This window comes from Photorhabdus caribbeanensis, assembly GCF_018448885.1.
Taxonomy (GTDB): domain Bacteria; phylum Pseudomonadota; class Gammaproteobacteria; order Enterobacterales; family Enterobacteriaceae; genus Photorhabdus; species Photorhabdus caribbeanensis.
Genome location: NZ_RCWB01000006.1, coordinates 1 through 20,619, shown reverse-complemented (window position 1 = coordinate 20,619; position 20,619 = coordinate 1). Strand labels below are relative to the sequence as shown.

At 43.8% G+C, this 20,619-nt stretch carries 18 protein-coding genes; 11 read left to right on the top strand and 7 right to left on the bottom strand.

What is annotated here, in order from left to right; all coding sequences use genetic code 11:
• Positions 1-88 precede the first annotated feature (88 nt).
• Both EAE90_RS05975 and EAE90_RS05970 read right to left on the bottom strand, forming a co-directional pair.
• Positions 89-448 (bottom strand): GNAT family N-acetyltransferase, encoded by a 360-nt coding sequence (locus EAE90_RS05975; RefSeq protein WP_214052724.1) that lies wholly within the window; start codon positions 446-448, stop codon positions 89-91.
• Between the two features lie 118 nt (positions 449-566).
• Complete coding sequence (locus EAE90_RS05970) at positions 567-836, bottom strand: type II toxin-antitoxin system TacA family antitoxin (protein ID WP_214052723.1); 270 nt, start codon at positions 834-836, stop codon at positions 567-569.
• 489 nt (positions 837-1,325) lie between these two features.
• Between EAE90_RS05970 and EAE90_RS05965 the strand changes: the two genes are divergently transcribed.
• Positions 1,326-2,093, top strand: coding sequence for a hypothetical protein (locus tag EAE90_RS05965; RefSeq protein ID WP_246550404.1), 768 nt, complete (start codon positions 1,326-1,328; stop codon positions 2,091-2,093).
• Positions 2,094-2,095: 2 nt separating this feature from the next.
• Complete coding sequence (locus EAE90_RS05960) at positions 2,096-2,491, top strand: type III secretion system chaperone (RefSeq protein WP_214052721.1); 396 nt, start codon at positions 2,096-2,098, stop codon at positions 2,489-2,491.
• A gap of 283 nt (positions 2,492-2,774) precedes the next feature.
• Here EAE90_RS05960 and EAE90_RS05955 read toward each other — a convergent pair whose 3' ends face one another.
• The 3 genes from EAE90_RS05955 to argE all read right to left on the bottom strand — a co-directional run bounded on the left by EAE90_RS05955 (position 2,775) and on the right by argE (position 7,739).
• On the bottom strand, positions 2,775-3,353 hold the full coding sequence (locus EAE90_RS05955; protein ID WP_214052720.1) for a YolA family protein: 579 nt from the start codon (positions 3,351-3,353) through the stop codon (positions 2,775-2,777).
• A gap of 308 nt (positions 3,354-3,661) precedes the next feature.
• On the bottom strand, positions 3,662-6,298 hold the full coding sequence (gene ppc / locus EAE90_RS05950) for a phosphoenolpyruvate carboxylase (RefSeq protein WP_214052719.1): 2,637 nt from the start codon (positions 6,296-6,298) through the stop codon (positions 3,662-3,664).
• A gap of 283 nt (positions 6,299-6,581) precedes the next feature.
• A complete protein-coding gene (gene argE, locus EAE90_RS05945; RefSeq protein WP_214052718.1) occupies positions 6,582-7,739 on the bottom strand; it encodes an acetylornithine deacetylase in 1,158 nt (385 codons plus the stop codon).
• A gap of 101 nt (positions 7,740-7,840) precedes the next feature.
• On the opposite strand from argE, the gene argC reads away from it, so the two are divergent.
• The 5 genes from argC (at position 7,841) to oxyR (ending at position 13,519) form a co-directional block, all read left to right on the top strand.
• Complete coding sequence (gene argC, locus EAE90_RS05940; RefSeq protein ID WP_214052717.1) at positions 7,841-8,845, top strand: N-acetyl-gamma-glutamyl-phosphate reductase; 1,005 nt, start codon at positions 7,841-7,843, stop codon at positions 8,843-8,845.
• A 25-nt stretch (positions 8,846-8,870) separates the two neighbouring features.
• A complete protein-coding gene (gene argB, locus EAE90_RS05935) occupies positions 8,871-9,644 on the top strand; it encodes an acetylglutamate kinase (RefSeq protein ID WP_214052716.1) in 774 nt (257 codons plus the stop codon).
• A gap of 68 nt (positions 9,645-9,712) precedes the next feature.
• Positions 9,713-10,927 carry an argininosuccinate synthase gene (locus tag EAE90_RS05930; protein WP_214052715.1) on the top strand — a complete coding sequence of 405 codons (1,215 nt, stop codon included), beginning with the start codon at positions 9,713-9,715 and terminating at the stop codon, positions 10,925-10,927.
• A 152-nt stretch (positions 10,928-11,079) separates the two neighbouring features.
• Positions 11,080-12,459 (top strand): argininosuccinate lyase, encoded by a 1,380-nt coding sequence (gene argH, locus EAE90_RS05925; protein WP_214052714.1) that lies wholly within the window; start codon positions 11,080-11,082, stop codon positions 12,457-12,459.
• A 154-nt stretch (positions 12,460-12,613) separates the two neighbouring features.
• Positions 12,614-13,519, top strand: a complete 906-nt coding sequence (gene oxyR, locus EAE90_RS05920) for a DNA-binding transcriptional regulator OxyR (protein ID WP_214052713.1) — start codon at positions 12,614-12,616, stop codon at positions 13,517-13,519.
• On the opposite strand, the gene sthA is transcribed toward oxyR, so the two are convergent.
• On the bottom strand, positions 13,511-14,908 hold the full coding sequence (sthA, locus tag EAE90_RS05915; protein WP_036782578.1) for a Si-specific NAD(P)(+) transhydrogenase: 1,398 nt from the start codon (positions 14,906-14,908) through the stop codon (positions 13,511-13,513). The two genes, oxyR and sthA, sit on opposite strands and share 9 nt — an antisense overlap.
• A gap of 391 nt (positions 14,909-15,299) precedes the next feature.
• On the opposite strand from sthA, the gene fabR reads away from it, so the two are divergent.
• On the top strand, positions 15,300-15,944 hold the full coding sequence (gene fabR / locus EAE90_RS05910) for an HTH-type transcriptional repressor FabR (protein WP_049584869.1): 645 nt from the start codon (positions 15,300-15,302) through the stop codon (positions 15,942-15,944).
• Between the two features lie 23 nt (positions 15,945-15,967).
• Complete coding sequence (locus EAE90_RS05905; protein WP_214052855.1) at positions 15,968-16,339, top strand: YijD family membrane protein; 372 nt, start codon at positions 15,968-15,970, stop codon at positions 16,337-16,339.
• A gap of 64 nt (positions 16,340-16,403) precedes the next feature.
• Here the strand turns inward: EAE90_RS05905 and trmA are convergent, their stop codons facing one another.
• Positions 16,404-17,504 (bottom strand): tRNA (uridine(54)-C5)-methyltransferase TrmA, encoded by a 1,101-nt coding sequence (trmA, locus tag EAE90_RS05900; RefSeq protein ID WP_214052712.1) that lies wholly within the window; start codon positions 17,502-17,504, stop codon positions 16,404-16,406.
• A 181-nt stretch (positions 17,505-17,685) separates the two neighbouring features.
• On the opposite strand from trmA, the gene btuB reads away from it, so the two are divergent.
• Positions 17,686-19,545, top strand: a complete 1,860-nt coding sequence (gene btuB, locus EAE90_RS05895; protein WP_214052711.1) for a TonB-dependent vitamin B12 receptor BtuB — start codon at positions 17,686-17,688, stop codon at positions 19,543-19,545.
• Positions 19,490-20,353, top strand: a complete 864-nt coding sequence (murI, locus tag EAE90_RS05890; RefSeq protein WP_214052710.1) for a glutamate racemase — start codon at positions 19,490-19,492, stop codon at positions 20,351-20,353. Before btuB ends, murI begins: the two co-directional genes overlap by 56 nt.
• Positions 20,354-20,619 lie beyond the last annotated feature (266 nt).

Sequence of the window (20,619 nt, the reverse complement as noted above, 5' to 3'; positions counted from 1 at the left end):
TTATCAGGGGTTGGATAATGTAGTTCCATAAGCCTAGTTTTTAAGAGGGAACTATCCGGGGGACTGGGTAGGCCTTCTCAATCATCGGTTATGTACCAAATGGTAGGTAGAGTGTCATTGGGTTATCGCGACATGAAATAAATCCGTAATGTTCGTAGAAACTTTTGGCCTTTTCTCCCTTTGCATCGACCATGAGGGCATACGCGGCGACATGTTTCTTGGCCTCAAAGCAACGCTCAACTGCGCATCCTATCAGGAGTCGCCCTAGCCCTCGTCCGTGGTGATCCGAATGCACCGCTAACCGTCCCATTCGAAAACAAGGTACCGGATAGCGTGGTAATTTATGCTGGATACGTTCATCTAACTGGACAATATCGATCTGCGCAGCGCTTAAGCTATAATAACCTAGTATGGTACTAGGGGCGTCGGTATCGACCAGTACCCGCACAACGGCAATGTCTTTTTTGCTTTGTTGGACGGCAAAGCGCTGAAGGTAATCGTCAAGTTCGTTCACACCAGAGGTGAAAGCCTTGCGTTGATGGTAGCTTGGATCTAGGAATTGCTCTTCAAACACGTTTCACCTTGCGTGCAGCATTTATTGCGTTTTGTAAAGCAGCATTGGGAGTGAAAGCATCATTCAAAGCGGTTGTGAATGCCTGAAAATCCTGGACTGTCATTGTTATGCGAGAGTCTCTATCTAATAGCTCACGAGCTTTCTCTTTAGCTGCTGTGCGCACGAATGCAGCCATTGTTGTGCCCATTAAAGCCGCGGCGCGAGAAATAACTTCCTTTTCATCTGTGTCCATCTTTAAATCAAATCGAGCGATAGCAGTCATTATCATTCCTCTTTAAATACGGAAAATTAACGTATACGGCATTTTGCTGCATAAAAATTGAGTAAGCAAGTTTTAATATTGAGTTTGTATTCCCGCACTACATTGCCATTGTTAGATCATCTTGGTTTAATAAGTAAAGCCCACTATAAGCCTTCGTCCAGTATAAACTGTTATGCTTCAATAATCCTGGGCACCTATCCCAAGATAATCCTTCTTTTCTGACACCTAAAACAGATAAAAATCGGGTCACTTTTTTACATAAGTAGGGTAGGAAAAATACTAAGATGACCTTAATTAATTCAATTTATGTTGGAAAAGGTTATGCCAATTTCATCCATCAGCGGCCATACGCTGTTTAGCCAAACGCAAGTTCCTCAGCGCGCAGCAGCTTCTCCCCTACTTGAACAGGGCAACCGCTTGTTTGAACAGTCTGTCCGACGTGGCCCTCTGCACTTCCAGAGCTCGGATCTCAAGCATTTGATCACCGAATTGCGCCAGTTGCAGAGTGCTCCCAACAGTGCGCAAGCCCAACGGGTGCAGGATGCTATCCAGCATTGGGAGAGCCATCACCCTAAAGAGGTGGCGGCTCGTAGTTCCCGTCTTGCCGAGCTTAAACAGGCTCTGGCAGAACAAGGCGCGGTGGTGCGCACCCTCCAGCCAAAGGTGACGACGACTGGTTCTCAGGCCATATTAAAGCAGGCTATGCCAGCCTTAAAGGAGATGGGAACCTATGCATGTACTGATGCCCGCACTTTCGTCAGAGAGCAGAATCCCCATTATCAACAAATCATGGGAAGATTGAGTTTATACGAGAATAACCCAGATCGTCTGAGGAGTAACAGCCAAGCCAACATGATGTCCAACATGGCGGCTATCGCCGCTAGACAAGGCAACGTTAGTCTCAACCAACTACAATCTATCGCCGCCCGTGTCGCTCAAGCCCAGGCTGGTTGCTGCACGACTTTTGCCTACTCCGCTGCAGCCGAACTGATGAAGCACAATCAAGATAACCAGCAGCGCATTGAGGTAGTCGCTCATCGTGGCTCCAAGGGGCATAGCGAGACCCACTGCTTTGTAGTGGTCGGTCGCGATCCCAACAGTGAACTCAGCAAACCCGAAACTTGGGGTAAGCAAGCACACGTCATCGATCCTTGGGCTGCGACCATAGGTGGTGAACTGCAAGGTACGCCGAGTAATCCTCCGATCGCTAACCTGTGGCCGCCGACTGAATCTGTGTTTGACAACCATAAAGAGTAACCATGTTCAATTCCTTATTATCAGAACTGTGCCGACGCCTTGGGCAGACCGAAGAATCTCTACATTCGGAGGGACTCGATCTGCCGCTCGGCCCTTTTAGTTTGCATATCCGCCAGCGCGATGAGTTGGTAACTTTGTTTATTCCGCTAGGTGATATCGAACCTTGTTCGTTGGCCACACTGGCCGATTGGCCATCATTGCAACTGAGCCGTAGCGGTGAGGGTGAGACTCTGCTCTGGAGCCGTGAATGGTTGGAGAGACTGGATGCTGAGCTGTTGGTCAACTTGGTCGAGCGGATGTTACAACAAGCCAGGAACCTTACAGTTACGGCCCCTATCACTGAAAGCCAAGAATGGCCGACGTTCAGTATTCAAGGGAGTTCGTGGCACAAAGTTTAGGCGAAAAACTTTAAGAGATTAATCAGGTGTGTTATTGCAAGCCACGAGCGATATTATTTTGTGCATTCGTTGATTAATGATTTTATTACTGGGTAAAGGCTCTCCTACAGGGAGAGCCTAACGGAAATAATTTGTGAGAAATTCACCAAGGTAAACTTTTAAATTAATTTTATATAATTGCCTAATTACGAGGCTAAACCATCGGCGTCGATACCTGTGCGTAAAAATGAACAAGGGCAGTTTCCCGCCCCTCTTAATAGACTCTTAAATGGGTTTCAGCAGGTCAAAGAATGCTGATCTGCGTTGACATGGTATTTCGAGGCCAATTAGCAGAAGTGTTCTGGTAGCTGAAGATACCATTCTGGTAGCCATCGAGGCTGTATTCTTTCAGGAAGCCAACCACAATTTGGCCCGCAGCACATGGCCAATTGTATTGCCCGTTTGTAATGCAAACTGGTGTAGAAGAGTACAGTGAGTATGGCAGTATACTGCCGTTCATCCAAGCAAAGGAATTGTACCCGTAGCCTATTTCCAGAACGGCGGCGCGGAGCTGGTATCCTCCGTGATTGCAGTTTGTCACTGGCAAGTTGGAAGTGTATTCCCATCCGCAATTCGTTGAGCCAACGGCATAGACCCACATATTGGTTAGCGGAGGCGCGGCGACGTAAGCTACCTCAGACTTAGTGTTGAGCTCCTTCTCTTCAGCTCGGATGGGGCTCTCAGGGTTAGGCAGTAGCTGGGATTGCGCTGCCAGAGCATTTTGAGCAGTAGAGACCTCCTTCGGTTGTTCTGTTTGGGCATAGGCATTAACGCCAAATAAGGAAGCAAGAGATAGCAGCATAGCAAGTTTATTTTTCTTCATGATTGAATCCTCTTAGAAATCGAAAAATCCAATTCTAGGGAAGTGAGCGAAAATCACATTATTAAATTTTATTTATGTAATGATCGAAATTTTTGCGGGGGTGATTGTTTGCTTGCTTATCTCACTTCAGAACAAAGGTGGATAAATGATAAGGAATTTTTCTTTAATTAAGCTTCACTTGGTGGGAGATAACCTCTTTTTCGTTGTCTATTGAGCACATTTTGTGCTGGGTTGTTTGGGAAAGATTCCAGTACTGTGCTCAATAATATCACTATAATCGCGCGGAGGTTGTCTCCTCTTGACAGCAATTAACCTGTATTTCGCATTCCTGCTGCGATACCGGCAATTGTTACCATCAACGCTTGTTCAACCTGAGGATCGGGATGTTGCTGCTGACGGGAACGCAGTAATAGTTCTGCCTGTAAGACGTTTAGTGGATCAGTGTAAACATTACGTAGGGCGATTGATTCTGCGATCCACGGTAGATCTGCCATCAGGTGTTCATCTTTAGAAATGGTTAATACCGTCTTAATATCTGCGGAAAGTTGCTCGCGTAGTTTCTGGCCTAACGGCCATAAGTTCTTATCTACTAGACGATGGTCATAATATTCCGCCAGCCACAAGTCGGCTTTAGCGAAAACCATTTCTAACATCCCAATGCGAGTGGTAAAGAAAGGCCAATCACGGCACATTTCTGCTAGTAAATCCTGTTTCCCATCATTGATAACTTTTTGTAGCGCAGCGCCTGCACCTAACCAGGCTGGCAACATTAGACGATTTTGTGTCCAGGCGAAAATCCACGGGATAGCGCGTAAACTTTCCACTCCACCCGCTGGATGGCGTTTGGCTGGACGAGAACCTAAAGGCAGTTTAGCTAATTCCTGTTCTGGTGTTGCAGCGCGGAAATAAGGTACAAAATCGGGTTGTTCACGTACATAATCGCGATACATCTTGCAGGAGGCATCAGACAGGGTATCCATCACCTGATGCCATTCCAGTTTAGGCTCCGGCGGTGGTAGTAGGTTTGCTTCCAGAATTGCACTGGTATACAAGGCTAAGCTACTGATAGTGACCTGTGGCAGACCGAATTTAAAGCGGATCATTTCACCCTGCTCAGTCACGCGCAGACCACCTTTCAGACTTCCCGGTGGTTGTGAAAGCAGAGCAGCATGTGCTGGTGCGCCGCCACGGCCGATAGTACCGCCGCGACCGTGGAACAAGGTCAGCGTGACGCCTTCTTTTTCACAAGCTTTGATTAGTGCATCTTGTGCGCGGTATTGCGCCCATCCCGCAGCCATCACTCCGGCATCTTTTGCCGAGTCAGAGTAGCCAATCATCACCATCTGTTTGTCCTGAATCAGAGTGCGATACCATTTAATATTCATTAATTGCTGAATGACATTTTCAGCATTATTCAGGTCATCAAGGGTTTCGAATAGCGGGGCAACGGGTAAGGTGAACGGACAACCCGCTTCTTTCAGTAGTAAGTGAACCGCTAATACATCAGAAGGTACTTTAGCCATTGAGATAACGTAAGCGGCGATAGCGTCTTGCGGTGACTCTGCAATGACTTTACAGGTTGTGAAAACTTCTTGCGTTTCAGCGCTTGGTTGCCAGTTATGTGGGATCAATGGACGTTTTGAATGTAGTTCATGCAGTAGGAAAGCCTGTTTTTCTTCTTCTGACCAACTGGCGTAGTTACCTAATTCCAGATATTGCGTTAATTCAGAAATGGCGGTTGTATGGCGGGTACTTTCTTGGCGTACATCAATACGTACCAGCGACAGGCCAAAGCAGCGGATACGGCGTAAGATATCTAATAGTTGACCATTGGCAATAATTTCCATCCCGCAAGTTTTTAGTGATTGATAACAGGCGTAAAGTGGCTGCCAGAGCTGTTCATTATCCATCAGCAGATCAGTTGGTGGCAGAACTTGCTCCCCTTTCAGTTGTTTCTCCAAATAGGTCAATGTGTTGCTGAGTTGTGCCCGCAATTTTTTAGCAATTTCTCGATAAGGTTCCAGAATTTCATCACCGCCTGCTAGTTTACGAACTTCTGGTGTACATTCAGACATGGATAGTTCAGAAACCAGAACTTGAATATCTTTCAGGAATAGATCGGCTGCTTTCCAGCGACTAAGCAGTAATACATGACGAGTCACTTCAGCCGTTACATTTGGATTACCGTCTCGGTCTCCGCCCATCCAGGAAGTAAAACGGATGGGCACCGCTTCGACCGGCAGGCTGTAATCGATGGACTCTTCCAGTTGTTCATTAAATTCACGCAGGAATGCCGGCACACCTTCCCATAAGCTGTTTTCCACCATAGCAAACCCCCATTTAGCTTCATCAATTGGGGTCGGACGGATTTTGCGGATTTCATCGGTATGCCATGACTGGGCAACTAACTGACGCAGACGGCGCATAATGTTGTTACGCTCATAATCTGCCAGATCATCGTGATCGAGTTGCGATAGACAGGTGTTAACTGCTACCAATTTGTGAATCAATGTACGACGAGCGATTTCAGTGGGGTGAGCGGTGAGAACCAGTTCAATAGACAGCTCATTCACTGCTTTTTTTAGATCGTCGTTACTGAAATTTTCTTCTTTTAAGCGGGTGAATAATTTTGCTAATGCAACGGGGTTACTGGCGGCTTCACCATGTGGGGAGATACTGTGATACTGTTCGGCGACGTTTGTCAGGTTGAGAAATTGATTGAAAGCGCGGGCAACTGGCAATAATTCATCATTAGATAGGTTTTGCAAGGTAGATAATAGTTGTTGGCGATGTGTTTCATTGCCAGCGCGGGATGATTTGGATAATTTGCGGATAGTCTCGACTTTATCGAGAATATCTTCTCCTAATGCTTCTTTGATTGTGTCTCCGAGCAGCTTACCTAGCATGCTGACATTACTACGCATTGCGGAATATTGTTGGTTCATATGACTCTTAGCCTTTATTGCTGGCAGAATGTTGATTCTGTTCCTGTAGAAAAATTTCATTTAAGTGATGGAAAGTTGTTTTTTTGTGTCGCCACAGTGTTGCATTTACCCTAAACTTTCATATTCATATCAGAAAATCATCAGTTTTGGCGAAATTTCTAAAATTTAATGGCAGGTTACGTTCCATAAGTATTACTTATACGCATAAGGCTTGGGGAAGGTACTTTTGTGGTTTGTTATGATGTTTGAGTCCCCCTTGATTTCTGGGGGACGAATGAAAAGATTAACTATTGCTTAGACAAAAATGATCTATTAACTGGGAAATTATCTTTCTGGTGGGTTCAATAAATGACATATCAATGAACTCATTCGGTTGATGTGCCTGTTCAATAGAACCTGGGCCAAGGACTAATGTTGGGCATAATTCCTGAATGAATGGAGCTTCGGTACAGTAGTTGACCGTTTCAGCCTTGCGGCCTAGCAGTTTCTCTATCACATCAACCATCTTGTGATCGGTTGGACATGCATAACCAGGAATGGGGGCATGTAATTCATCGATAGTTAAGCGGCCAGGCCAACGTTGCTTCACTGGTTCCAGTGCTTCATTTAGCAGCCCGTTTAGATCCTGTAACGTTAGTCCTGGTAATGGGCGAATATCCATATGCAATTCACAATGGGCACAAATACGGTTTACTGCGTCACCTCCGTGAATATAGCCGAAATTCATAGTTGGATATGGAATAGCAAATGCCGGGTTGTTATAACGCTCTTTTAGCGTATTGCGTAGTTCAATCAAGTGACCAGTAGATTCGTGCATCAAATCAATGGCGTTTATACCACGGTCTGGATCACTGGAATGCCCGGATTGGCCAACAATGCGGATAGCATTTGATAAATGCCCTTTATGTGCGCAGATGGGATGCAATGAAGTTGGTTCGCCGATAATAGCGAAATCTGGTCGGAGAGTAGTACTTGCGGCAAAATAGCGAGCTCCCGCCATTGTTGTCTCTTCATCTGCGGTTGCCAGGATGTACAGCGGATGGGTTATTTTACTGACATCAATGTCCCGCAACGCATCAATAATAAAGGCGAAAAAGCCTTTCATATCTGCTGTACCTAAACCGTAGAGTTTGTTATCTCGTTCTGTCAGGGTAAAGGGATTTTTAGTCCAGAGCCCTTCATCAAAGGGGACAGTATCAGTGTGTCCACATAAGAGTAATCCACCTGGGCCACTCCCCAGCGTCGCCAGTAGATTGTATTTTCTGTGGGCTTCGGGGACGGGTTGTATCTCAATCTCGAAACCAATTTCCTTTAACCAACTTGCCAATAGGTTGATAAGAGATTCATTACTCTGGTCAATACTAGCATCGGTGGCGCTGATAGATGGCGTCGCGATTAGTTGCCGAAATAACTCAATAAATGGAGGTAATTTAATATTCACTGTTGACAGCCTTTATTCATGATAGTATCAATATTCATGCATTTTTTTTGAATAAAAATACATTATCCTGTTTAAATACTGAGCACAAGGTAAGATATCCTATGTTGAATACGCTGGTTGTTGGTGCAAGTGGTTACACTGGAGCAGAACTGGCAGCATATCTGCATCGTCATCCATATACGAATCTGATTAGACTCATGGTTTCTGCTCAGAGCGTTGATGCAGATAAATGCTTCTCAGACTTACATCCACAGTATAAAGGCATTGTTGATCTACCGCTGCAACCAATGACAGATATTATTAACGTTGCCAAAGGGATTGATGTGGTTTTCCTCGCTACCGCCCATGAAGTCAGTCATGACATTGTGCCGCTATTTCTGGCGGCAGGTTGCACGGTATTCGATCTTTCCGGTGCCTATCGCGTACAAAACGCTCAGATTTATCAACAATACTACGGATTCAAACATAAGCATACTGAATGGTTATCACAAGCAGTATATGGACTTGCCGAATGGCAGGCTGAAAAGATCAAACAGGCTCAATTGGTTGCTGTACCGGGATGTTACCCAACAGTTTCTCAACTCTCTCTGAAGCCACTGTTGGAAAATAATTTGCTAGATACCAGCCATCGGCCAGTGATTAATGCTATCAGTGGCGTGAGTGGTGCAGGTCGGAAAGCCAGTATGACCAACAGTTTCTGCGAAATCAGTTTACAACCTTATGGAATATTTACCCATCGCCATCAACCGGAAATTGAGGAACATCTGGGAACCAGAGTGATTTTTACTCCACATCTTGGCAATTTCTCACGGGGTATTCTTGCCACAATTACCTGTAAATTGAAGCCGGGTGTTACCGCAGAACAGATAAATGAAGTTTATCAGCAAGCATACAAAGATAAACCATTGGTGAGGCTCTACAGCAAAGGAGTGCCGGCATTGAAATCCGTTGTTGGGTTGCCGTTCTGTGATATCGGTTTTGTTGTACAGGGGGACCACCTGATTGTTGTAGGTACGGAGGATAACCTTTTGAAAGGCGCGGCAGCTCAGGCGGTTCAGTGTATGAATATACGTTTTGGGTTTGAAGAAACTCAGGCATTACTTTAATTATTGACGTGAAGGAGTAGAGCAGATGGAACCTTTAGTCATAAAGCTAGGTGGCGTGTTACTGGACAATGAAGAAGCATTGGAACGCTTGTTTACTACATTGCAGGAATATCGGCAAACACACGAACGCCAGTTGGTTATTGTTCATGGTGGTGGCTGCCTGGTGGATGAGTTGATGCAGAAGTTGCAGCTACCGATAGAGAAGAAACAAGGATTGCGGGTAACACCCGCTGATCAAATTGGGATTATCACAGGAGCATTAGCGGGTATAGCCAATAAAACCTTGTTGTCGTGGGCGACTAAATATCAACTTGCATCAGTTGGATTATATTTAGGAGATGGTAATGTGGTCAGGGTTTCCCAACTGGATGAAGAGTTGGGGCATGTGGGGAAAGCGATGCCGGGCGATGCTAAGTTGCTGAAAACACTACTGGATGCAGGTTACATACCCATTATCAGCTCGATTGGGGTAACAGATAAAGGAGAGTTGATGAATGTGAATGCTGATCAGGCGGCAACAGCGATAGCTCAGACACTAGGCGCTGATTTGGTATTGCTCTCTGATGTTAGCGGTATTTTGGATGGTAAAGGCCAGAAAATCCCTGACATAAATGCGGAGAAAGCAGAACAACTTATTGCACATGGCATCATTACTGACGGCATGATTGTGAAGGTGGATGCAGCTCTAGATGCAGCTAGGACATTAGGTCGCCCGGTAGATATTGCTAGTTGGCGTCATGCAGATCAACTAACCGACTTGTTTAACGGTGTTCCCGTCGGTACTCGTATTCTGGCTTAAATTAAGTTTGATTAATTTTCGGCAAAGTTTTGCTGATAAATAACAACGGAATTTTAAAGGGTAACTTCATGCATACTAAAGATATTAAAAAGATCGTTCTTGCCTATTCTGGTGGTCTGGATACTTCTGCCATTATTCCTTGGCTGAAAGAGCATTATGACAATTGTGAAGTTGTTGCGTTTGTCGCCGATGTGGGGCAAAGCCGTGAAGATCTGGAGGGAATAGAGCAGAAAGCTTTACGATCTGGAGCATCAGAATGTCACGTTGTGGATCTACGTGAGGAATTCATTAAAGATTATGTTTATCCGGTACTGAAAACCGGTGCTCTGTATGAAGGTAGCTATTTGTTGGGAACTTCAATGGCACGACCAATTATTGCTAAAGCACAGGTTGAATTGGCACTGAAAGTAGGGGCAGATGCACTTGCTCATGGTGCAACAGGTAAGGGTAACGATCAGGTTCGGTTTGAAAGCACTTATACCGCATTAGCGCCTCAGCTAAAAGTTGTCGCGCCGTGGAGAGAATGGGATTTGCGTTCCCGTGAAGCGTTGTTGGATTATCTGAAAGCGCGGGATATTCCAACTACTGCAACATTGGAGAAAATTTACAGCCGTGATGAGAATGCGTGGCATATCTCTACCGAAGGCGGTGTACTCGAAAGCACTTGGAATGCATCCAATAAAGATTGTTGGGTGTGGACAGCCTCCCTAGAAGAGGCGCCAGATGAAGCTGAATTGGTCAGTGTCACCATTGAGCAAGGCGAGGTTGTTGGGGTTAACGGCAAGGTGATGTCGCCATATCAGTGCCTTGAAGTGCTGAATGTTCTGGGAGCAAAACATGGTATCGGTCGGATCGATATCGTGGAAAACCGGCTGGTGGGAATGAAATCTCGTGGTTGTTACGAAACACCGGGAGGAACCATTATGATGGCCGCGTTGCGTGGTGTTGAGCAACTGGTTCTGGACCGCGATAGCTTTAAATGGCGTCAGCAGCTTGGCCTGGAAATGTCTTATGTCGTTTATGACGGACGCTGGTTTGCCCCGTTACGTCAGTCTATTCAGGCAGCCGCTGAGATACTGGCTGCGGATGTCAGCGGTGAAGTCGTGCTCAAACTCTATAAAGGCCAGGTGACAGCGATCCAGAAGAGATCAACAAATAGCCTTTATTCTGAAGCGTTTGCAACGTTTGGTGAAGATGAGGTTTACGATCACAGCCATGCAGCAGGATTTATCCGTCTGTATTCTCTCTCTTCGCGTATTCGGGCGTTAAATAGTAAAGAGTAATTTCATTGTTCGTAGTTATGGAGATAATGACCAGATCGTAAATTCATCCTTGTATTTGATTTCTCTTGTCTATTATCTCCATATTGCAAATGAAATTGCTGTTTATGAAGGGTCATCAATCACTCAGACATCAGATAATCAGGAACGAAAATATGGCACTCTGGGGCGGGCGTTTCAGTCAGAAAGCAGATCAACGGTTCAAACAATTTAACGATTCACTTCGCTTTGATTATCGGTTGGCGGAACAGGATATTACCGGTTCAGTTGCATGGTCGAAGGCGCTGGTAACGGTTGGTGTGTTGACCGTTGAGGAACAACAAAAACTGGAGTTGGCATTAAATGAATTGCTGAATGAGGTTCAGGCTAATTCACAAGTCATCTTGCAAAGTGATGCAGAAGATATCCATAGTTGGGTAGAGGGGCAGCTAATCAGTAAAGTTGGCGATCTAGGTAAGAAGCTCCATACTGGCCGTAGCCGTAACGATCAGGTGGCAACAGATCTTAAACTGTGGTGTAAAGAATACATTTCACATCTCCATCAGGCAATTGTGGAGCTACAGCAGGCATTGGTGATTACTGCGGAGAATAATCAGGATGCAGTGATGCCGGGCTATACCCATTTGCAAAGAGCGCAGCCTATTACATTTGCTCACTGGTGCTTGGCATATGTAGAAATGTTGGTCCGTGATGAAAGTCGGTTACAGGATACTTTAAAACGGCTGGATACCAGCCCGCTTGGGTGTGGCGCATTGGCTGGAACCGCTTATGATATTGACCGCGAACAACTAGCATCATGGCTAGGTTTTGCTTCAGCGACGCGTAACAGCTTGGATAGCGTTTCAGATCGTGACCATGTATTGGAACTGCTATCTAATGCCAGCATCAGTATGATCCATCTTTCCCGTTTTGCGGAAGACCTCATTTTCTTTAATAGCGGTGAAGCAGGGTTTATTGAACTGTCAGATCGAGTCACTTCCGGTTCTTCTCTGATGCCACAGAAAAAAAACCCGGATGCGCTGGAGTTAATTCGTGGGAAATGTGGCCGGGTGCAGGGGGCATTGACCGGCATGATGATAACCTTAAAAGGTCTGCCGTTGGCCTATAATAAAGACATGCAGGAGGATAAAGAAGGGTTGTTTGATGCGCTGGACACTTGGCTAGACTGTTTGCATATGTCCGCGTTGGTGTTAGATGGTATTCAGGTCAGGCGTTCACGTTGTGCGGAAGCAGCTAAACAGGGTTATGCTAACGCGACCGAATTAGCTGATTATTTGGTTGCAAAAGGTGTTCCATTCCGAGAGGCTCACCATATTGTTGGGGAAATTGTGATTATGGCGCTTGCCCAGGGTAAGGCTCTGGAAGCGTTGTCATTGGCAGAGTTGCAGAAGTTCAGCAGGGCAATTACTGAAGATGTATATGATATTTTGTCTCTGCAATCTTGTCTGGACAAACGCCTTGCAAGGGGTGGCGTATCGCAAAAACAGGTCATGAAAGCGATTGCAGAGGCTAAACAGAGGCTAAAATTAAGTTAGTCATTATCAACAGAGGGGATTAATCTATCCCCTGTAAAATAAATGCGATCTTTATATATAAGTTTTTAATGATTATCTGATAGCCTTTTCCTCACATTGATATAATTATCTATTGGTAGTTTCTATCATTTATATTAAATATGTTGAGGTGGGAATGAATATCCGCGATCTGGAATATCTTGTGGCGCTTGCGGAGCATCGGCACTTTCGCCATGCTGCGGATTCTTGCCATGTCAGCCAGCCCACATTGAGCGGGCAAATTCGTAAGCTTGAGGATGATCTGGGTGTAATGTTATTGGAACGCACCAGCCGTAAAGTTTTGTTCACTCAACAAGGGATGCTATTAGTAGAACAGGCCAGAACGGTTCTCCGTGAGGTTAGAATTTTGCAGGAGATGGCGTCACTTCAAGGGGAAAACATGTCTGGTCCTCTGCATATTGGTTTGATTCCTACGATTGGGCCATATCTGTTGCCTCATATTATTCCTGGGCTTCATAGCTTGTTTCCTAAGTTGGAAATGTATCTGTATGAAGCCCAGACGCAAAGTCTGCTAGCCCAGTTGGATAGTGGCAAATTGGACTGTGCGATTCTGGCAATGGTTAAGGAGACAAGAGCCTTCATTGAAGTGCCATTGTTTGAAGAACCCATGAAACTCGCTATCTATGACGGTCATCCTTGGGCAGAGCGAGAAAAAATTGCTATGGATGAATTAGCAGGTGAAAAATTACTGATGCTAGAAGATGGTCATTGCTTGCGAGATCAGGCTATGGGATTCTGTTTTCAGGCTGGCGCAAAGGAAGATACCCATTTTCGCGCAACTAGTTTGGAAACTCTGCGTAATATGGTGGCTGCCGGTAGTGGAATAACCTTATTACCTGATCTGGCAGTGCCACAGGAGAAAAAACGTGATGGTGTCTGTTATCTTGAGTGTAGCAACCCTGAACCTAAGCGATCGGTTATTTTGATTTATCGCCCTGGTTCACCTCTGCGTGGCCGCTATGAGCAACTGGCAGAGGCTATTAGAGCTAAAATGGGCGCTTATTATGGGCAATCAAAATAGTCGGTTCAGGCCATTTAGAGCTGCGACACGATAAGCTTCAGCCATAGTCGGATAATTGAAAGTAGTATTGACGAAATATTCGATGGTATTACTTTCACCTTTCTGTTCCATAATCGCCTGGCCGATATGAATGATTTCAGCCGCACGTTCTCCGAAACAATGAATACCAAGAATCTCTTTTGTTTCTCTATGGAACAGTATCTTCAGGCTTCCTACGTTCATCCCTGCGATTTGTGCGCGTGCAAGATGTTTAAATTGTGCACGCCCAACTTCATAAGGCACTTTCATTGCTGTCAATTGTTGTTCGGTTTTACCTACAGAGCTGATTTCAGGAATGGTATAGATACCTGTTGGAATATCTTCAATCAGATGAACTTCGGCGTTTCCTTTCGCCATCGCTTGGGCGGCAATTCGGCCTTGATCATAAGCAGCAGAGGCTAGGCTTGGATAGCCGATAACATCTCCTACAGCGTAGATGTTTTCATTGCTGGTTTGATAGATCTTATTAACTTTCAGTAAGCCGCGGCTATCTGCTTCCAGACCAACGTTTTTCAACCCTAAAGTATCGGTATTACCTGTTCGACCATTAGCATAAAGCAGGCAGTCAGCTTTGACTTTTTTACCGGATTTGAGATGAACGATAACGCCATCATCGACACCTTCAATTTTAGAATATTCTTCATTGTGGCGGATAACTATACCGCTATTCCAGAAATGGTAAGAAAGTGCGTCTGACATCTCTTGATCAAGGAAAGCCAATAAGTGATTACGCGTGTTGATCAAATCAACTTTTACGCCTAATCCACGGAAAATTGAAGCATATTCGCAACCAATCACTCCGGCGCCATAAATAATGACATGCCGTGGTTCATGATCCAGTTTCAGAATGGAATCGCTGTTATAAATACGGGAATGGGTGAAATCAACATCTGGTGGACAATATGGGCGAGAACCGGTTGCGATAATAATTTTATCTGCGCTTAAAATATCGTAGTTATCGTCGGCATAGCGCACACTCACCCGGTGATCATCGATGAATGTGGCTTCCCCGGAAAACATACGACACCCATTACGTTCGTAAAATCCTTGACGCATTCTAGTTTGCTGATTAATCACCATTTCAGCACGACGTAAGATTTCAGCAAATGAAGAGCGAAGAATGCGGGAATTATCACTGTACAGAGGGTTTTGGTTAAATTCGATAATACGGCTGACGGCGTGGCGGAGGGCTTTGGACGGGATGGTGCCCCAATGAGTACAACCACCGCCAACATTATTATAGCGTTCGATAACAGCAACGCTTTTACCCTGCTTCACCAATCCCATTGCTGCTCCTTCTCCACCGGGACCAGAACCAATGACAATGGCGTCAAAATGAATATGTTGCATATGAGGAAAGACCTGTTTTTACACAAAATTACAACGCTATATTAACATTGGTTGACTTAATAACCCAATCGTCATAAGGATTTTATGTCATCGTGTAGGGTAAACTGAACATAGTTTTACCCGTTACGTTAATCTGGCGCAAGACCATGAAGCTTTTGGAAAATAAATAATTATCTAACGACTGAATTGAATTAACACAGGAAAGGTGCTCTCCTTGATGATTTTCTAACTACGTGTCGTCACCTTTATCATCCTAATATCTAATAAGAAAATGTGCTGAGAAAATGACATTGATCATTATAAATGACATGATAAGCACATCATTACGGCAAACGCGTTAAAATTTGGTATATTTCCTAACATGTAGTTCAGATAAAGAGTCAGGATTCGTGTGAGTAACGTTATCGGCATCAGAGCGAAACAGAAAGAAAAAACTCGTCGTTCACTGATTGAAGCTGCTTTCAGCCAGTTGAGTGCCGAAAGGAGTTTTACCAGCCTTAGCTTGCGTGAAGTCGCCCGCGAAGCAGGTATTGCACCCACTTCATTTTATCGTCATTTCCGCGATGTTGATGAGCTTGGGCTGACTATGGTGGATGAAAGTGGTTTGATGTTACGTCAGTTAATGAGGCAAGCACGGCAACGTATTGCTAAAGGTGGCAGCGTCATCCGCACGTCTGTTTCAACTTTTATGGAATTTATCGGTAATAATCCAAATGCATTCCGATTATTATTACGTGAACGTTCAGGGACCTCTGCTGAATTTCGTGCTGCTGTCGCACGGGAAATCCAACATTTTATTGCTGAGCTGGCAGACTATTTAGAACAGGAAAGCTGTATGCCGAGGCATTTTACTGAAGTGCAGGCAGAGGCAATGGTGACAATAGTATTCAGTGCAGGTGCAGAAGCGCTGGATATTGATTTGGAGAAAAGACAGCGTTTAGAAGAGCGTTTAGTCTTGCAGCTACGGATGATTGCTAAAGGTGCATATTATTGGTATCGCAAAGAAATGAATCCACCGAACCCTAAACTTAAATAACTATGAAGGAGGAGAACGAAATGATGGAACAATATCGCCAGGATAAAAGTACATTGTTACTCGCTTTTATTGTCGGACTAGCAACGAATGGAACGTTTTCAGCAGTTTTTAGTTCAGTTGTTTCTTTTTCAGTCTTCCCATTGATAACACTGATTTTGTCAATTTATTGTATCCATCAGCGCTATTTGAATTACTCAATGCCAGATGGGATGCCTAAGTTAGTTGTTGCTTGTTTTCTCTTAGGATTATTTAGTTATAGTGCGATTATCCGGGTTGAATACCCTGAAATTGGCTCTAATTTTCTACCCGCAGTAATAGGTACCGTATTGGTATTCTGGATTTACAGGAAGGTAAAAATTCGTAAAAACCAGGCAATTACAGAAAATGGTCATTAATTGATGAAAAACGCCGGCGAGATAACTATCTGCCGGCGTTTCTGTTTTATATGTTCGTTAAGTATCAGTTTGATTTTTCCAGAAGTACGCCACATTCCATATGGTGTGTATAAGGAAACTGATCAAATAGAGCCAGATGGCTGATTTGATGCGTTTGGGTTAATGTTTCCAGATTATGACAAAGGGTTTCCGGGTTACAGGAAATATAAAGAATCCGTGGATATGTCTGGACCATCTCAAGCGTTTTTTCATCAAGGCCGCTACGTGGCGGATCGACAAAAATAGTTTCACATTGATAGCTTTTTAAATTGATTCCTTGAAGGCGATTAAATTCGCGTTCACCATTCATTGCTTGGGTGAATTCCTCAGCTGACATGCGAATAATTTGTACATTATCAATCCCGTTGGCTGCAATATTATATTGAGCGGCAGCAACGGATGGCTTGGCAATTTCTGTTGCCAATACTCGTTCAAAGTTTTGAGCTAATGCCAGAGAGAAATTGCCATTACCGCAATAAAGCTCAAGTAAATCACCTTTTGAATCCTTGGTAATATTAATTGCCCATTCAAGCATATGAATATTGATGCTAGCATTTGGTTGGGTAAAGCTGTTTTCCACCTGGCGATAAATCATTTTTCGGCCTGCAACAGGTAAAACCTCATCAATATAATCATGATTCAATGTGATTTTGGTTTTAGCGGCTCTGCCAATTAACTCAACGTCAAACCCTTTATTTCTTAACACTTCACGCAGTTTTAGTGCCTGTTGTGTCCATTCATCACTCAATTTTTTGTGATAAAGCAGAGAAACAAGGATTTTATTACTGCAAGTGGACAGATAATCAATTTGAAATAGCTTATGACGCAAGATCTGTTCAGATCTAATGGAGTCAATTAATTCTACCATCATTTTGTTGATTAACTTACTAGCGACAGGGAATTGAACAAGACGAATACGCTGTTTCGTCTGTTGATCGAACATAATATGGTACAAATCATCCTGCTCATGCCAGATTCGAAATTCTGCTCGCATTCTGTAATGAGATTGTGGTGAGCGGAAAACCTCTGGCTCCGGGGGCTGGAAAGATGCCATCATGTTTTTTAAGCGGCTGACTTTCTCCGTCAGTTGCTGCTCGTAGCTTTCCGTTGGCAGGGGATTTTGCATTATGTTTGTTCTCTTATATCTGTATCTGTAGTAAGAAAAATTTTCGTGCGAAATTGTAGAGAAAGAGCAAAGGATGTCCAGTTTTCTTATTACTCAATCCTGTCTATGCTTACTATTATGAGTAAGTTTCACGCTCCATCGTAGCGTGTCCTTCTGACAATAAATTGTGGGATGTTTTCTCATGATAAATAAAAATCGGTTTTTATTATCTATTGTTTCAATCGTGGCGATTTCTAGTTGGAATCAAGCTTCCGCTATAGTGGAGTCACAGGATACATTGGTTGTGACGGCGAGTCGTTTTAAACAGCCAGTGTCAAGCATACTGGCTCCTTATACTGTTGTAACACGAGATGAAATTGAGCGTTGGCAGTCAAATAGTGTTGCCGATATTTTACGTCGTCTACCCGGTGTTGATATTGCTCATCATGGTGGTATTGGGCAGTTAAGTTCTCTATTTATTCGCGGAACTCATCCTCGTCATGTATTGGTGTTGATGGATGGAATACGTTTGAATCAATCGGGTATCAGTGGCTCCTCTGATTTAAGCCAGATACCTGTATCATTGGTTCAAAAAATTGAATATATCCGTGGACCACGTTCCGCTGTTTATGGTTCTGATGCTATTGGTGGTGTTATTAATATCATTACTACCAGAGAGAAACTAGGAACTAACCTTAATGTAGGTATCGGCTCACATGGTTATCAGACTTATGATGGTGCAACTCAACAAAAATTAGCTGAAAATACAGTCCTGACAGCGGCAGCTAACTATACCTATACTAAAGGATACGATGTTGTTGCTGATGGTAATACCGGTGGTTTTAGACAGCCTGACCGTGACGGTTTTATGAGCAAAATGCTTTGGTTGGGAGTTGATCAAAAATTTAGTGAGCAAGTCAGTGGATTTGTTCGAGCTTATGGCTATAGCAATAGAACATCTTATGATGCGGATATTAATTGGAGTTATCCATATGCCAGACCGGATACCCGAGAACTTTATAGCCGCCACTATGACATGGGGATCAGATTTAACCAAGGGATCTACTCATCCCAATTAGTTGCAAGTTATAGTCATATAAAAGACTATAACTTTGACCCTAAATATGGGCGCTATGACAAGTCTGCTAGCCTTAATGATTCTGAACAATATAACCTGCAATGGGGAAATACGTTTCAGCTATATCAGGGTATGGTCAGTACAGGTGTGGATTTCCAAAAACAATCGATAGAAGCTGGAACCAGTTATATTCCGAAGAGTGAAACGGTACGTAATACAGGAATGTATCTGACAGCACAGCAACAACTGAAAGATTTTATTTTAGAAGGTGCAATTCGTTCGGATAAACATTCAGAAGCTGGCTGGAATACTACATGGCAAGCTAGTTTAGGTTGGGAGTTTATTAAAAATTATCGTTTGATCACTTCTTATGGTACGGCATTTAAGGCTCCGACGCTTAGCCAGATGTATGGTTTTGGTGGTAATCATGATTTGAAACCAGAAGAAAGTAAACAATGGGAAGGTGGTATTGAAGGCGTCACAGGCCAGTTAAATTGGCGTCTGACTGTATATCGCAATGAGATTGAGCAATTGATCGATTATGCAAATAGTCGTTACTACAATATTGGTAAAGCAAAAATTAAAGGTGTTGAGTGGACTGGCTCAGTGGACACAGGCATATTTCAGCATCAATTGACGGTACAATATATCGACCCTCGTAATAGTGAAACTAATGAAATTTTAGTTCGTCGTGCGAAGCAGCAAGTCAAATATCAACTTGACTGGCAGATATATGATTTTGATTGGGGGTTAACTTATCAATATCTAGGACGGCGTTATGACAACGATTTCAGTACATTCCCGGCTAAGCGTGTAAAATTAGGTGGCGTCAGCTTTTGGGACTTAACGGTTTCATATCCAATCACTTCTTATCTGACAATCCGTGCTAGAATAGCCAACCTGCTTGATAAAGATTATGAGACAGTTTATGGCTATCGCATTCCAGGACGTGAATACTACCTCACTGGGAGCTATAACTTCTGATTTAAATAAAGTCGAACGCCCGACAGTTTTAGTGTTTGATTCTGGGGTAGGCGGCTTATCTATTTACCAAGAGATCCGGCAGTTATTGCCAGATCTCCACTATATATATGTTTTTGATAACGAAGCATTTCCTTATGGTGAAAAATCGGAAGAATTTATTGTTGAACGAGTTGTGCGAATTGTCGATGCTGTTCAGCAAAAACACCCTCTGACAATAGTGGTTATTGCATGTAACACGGCAAGTACAGTCAGTTTGCCAGCCCTGCGTAAACGGTTCAGCTTTCCGGTTGTTGGTGTGGTTCCAGCGATAAAACCCGCAGCAAAGTTAACTCGTAATGGTGTCGTTGGATTATTAGCGACTAGAGCAACAGTTAATCGTTCCTATACAAAAGAACTTATCGAAAAGTTTGCTACAGGTTGCAGGATTGAATCTATAGGCTCTGCTGAATTGGTAGAATTAGCTGAAGCTAAACTGCATGGTGGTAAGGTCTCTTCCGACATTTTAAAAAAGATACTGAAACCGTGGCTCGGAATGAAAGAACCACCTGACACAGTAGTATTGGGTTGTACTCATTTTCCACTATTAGCAGAAGAATTAGTTCAGATACTACCTAATGGCACACACTTAATTGATTCTGGTGCCGCTATTGCTCGAAGAACAGCTTGGTTGGTTAAACATCAGAATAATTTTGTTTGTACTTCAGCAGATAGTCTTGCTTATTGTATGAAAGTGAATACTGATACTGATGCATTAATCCCCGTTTTGCAGGAATATGGATTCTCAAAACTGGAAAAACTGATAACTTAAGTTAAATTTGATGGAATAATCATCGGTCGTTAACTTTTTTCAAAATAATTATTGCCAGCGTCAAAGAACTCCCTATAATGCGCCACCACTGACCGACACAACGCTGATAAACATTGTGAGGTCAGGCAGGGAAAGCGGCAATAAGCGCTTGACTCTGCGGGCGAAAAGCGTAGTATACGCAGCCCGGCTGAACGAGAATATGAAATTTTAATTCAGCCTGCTCTTTAACAATTAATCAGACAATCTGTGTGGGCACTCACAAGACC

What these genes read in the sequence shown, in the direction of transcription:
- EAE90_RS05955 (WP_214052720.1), bottom strand. Translation starts at nt 3,353, where the DNA reads ATGAAGAAAAATAAACTTGCTATGCTGCTATCTCTTGCTTCCTTATTT.
- EAE90_RS05960 (WP_214052721.1), top strand. Translation starts at nt 2,096, where the DNA reads ATGTTCAATTCCTTATTATCAGAACTGTGCCGACGCCTTGGGCAGACC.
- argB (WP_214052716.1), top strand. Translation starts at nt 8,871, where the DNA reads ATGGAACCTTTAGTCATAAAGCTAGGTGGCGTGTTACTGGACAATGAA.
- murI (WP_214052710.1), top strand. Translation starts at nt 19,490, where the DNA reads ATGGCTATCGCATTCCAGGACGTGAATACTACCTCACTGGGAGCTATA.
- argC (WP_214052717.1), top strand. Translation starts at nt 7,841, where the DNA reads ATGTTGAATACGCTGGTTGTTGGTGCAAGTGGTTACACTGGAGCAGAA.
- EAE90_RS05930 (WP_214052715.1), top strand. Translation starts at nt 9,713, where the DNA reads ATGCATACTAAAGATATTAAAAAGATCGTTCTTGCCTATTCTGGTGGT.
- EAE90_RS05970 (WP_214052723.1), bottom strand. Translation starts at nt 836, where the DNA reads ATGACTGCTATCGCTCGATTTGATTTAAAGATGGACACAGATGAAAAG.
- argH (WP_214052714.1), top strand. Translation starts at nt 11,080, where the DNA reads ATGGCACTCTGGGGCGGGCGTTTCAGTCAGAAAGCAGATCAACGGTTC.
- trmA (WP_214052712.1), bottom strand. Translation starts at nt 17,504, where the DNA reads ATGCAAAATCCCCTGCCAACGGAAAGCTACGAGCAGCAACTGACGGAG.
- btuB (WP_214052711.1), top strand. Translation starts at nt 17,686, where the DNA reads ATGATAAATAAAAATCGGTTTTTATTATCTATTGTTTCAATCGTGGCG.
- ppc (WP_214052719.1), bottom strand. Translation starts at nt 6,298, where the DNA reads ATGAACCAACAATATTCCGCAATGCGTAGTAATGTCAGCATGCTAGGT.
- EAE90_RS05905 (WP_214052855.1), top strand. Translation starts at nt 15,968, where the DNA reads ATGGAACAATATCGCCAGGATAAAAGTACATTGTTACTCGCTTTTATT.
- sthA (WP_036782578.1), bottom strand. Translation starts at nt 14,908, where the DNA reads ATGCAACATATTCATTTTGACGCCATTGTCATTGGTTCTGGTCCCGGT.
- oxyR (WP_214052713.1), top strand. Translation starts at nt 12,614, where the DNA reads ATGAATATCCGCGATCTGGAATATCTTGTGGCGCTTGCGGAGCATCGG.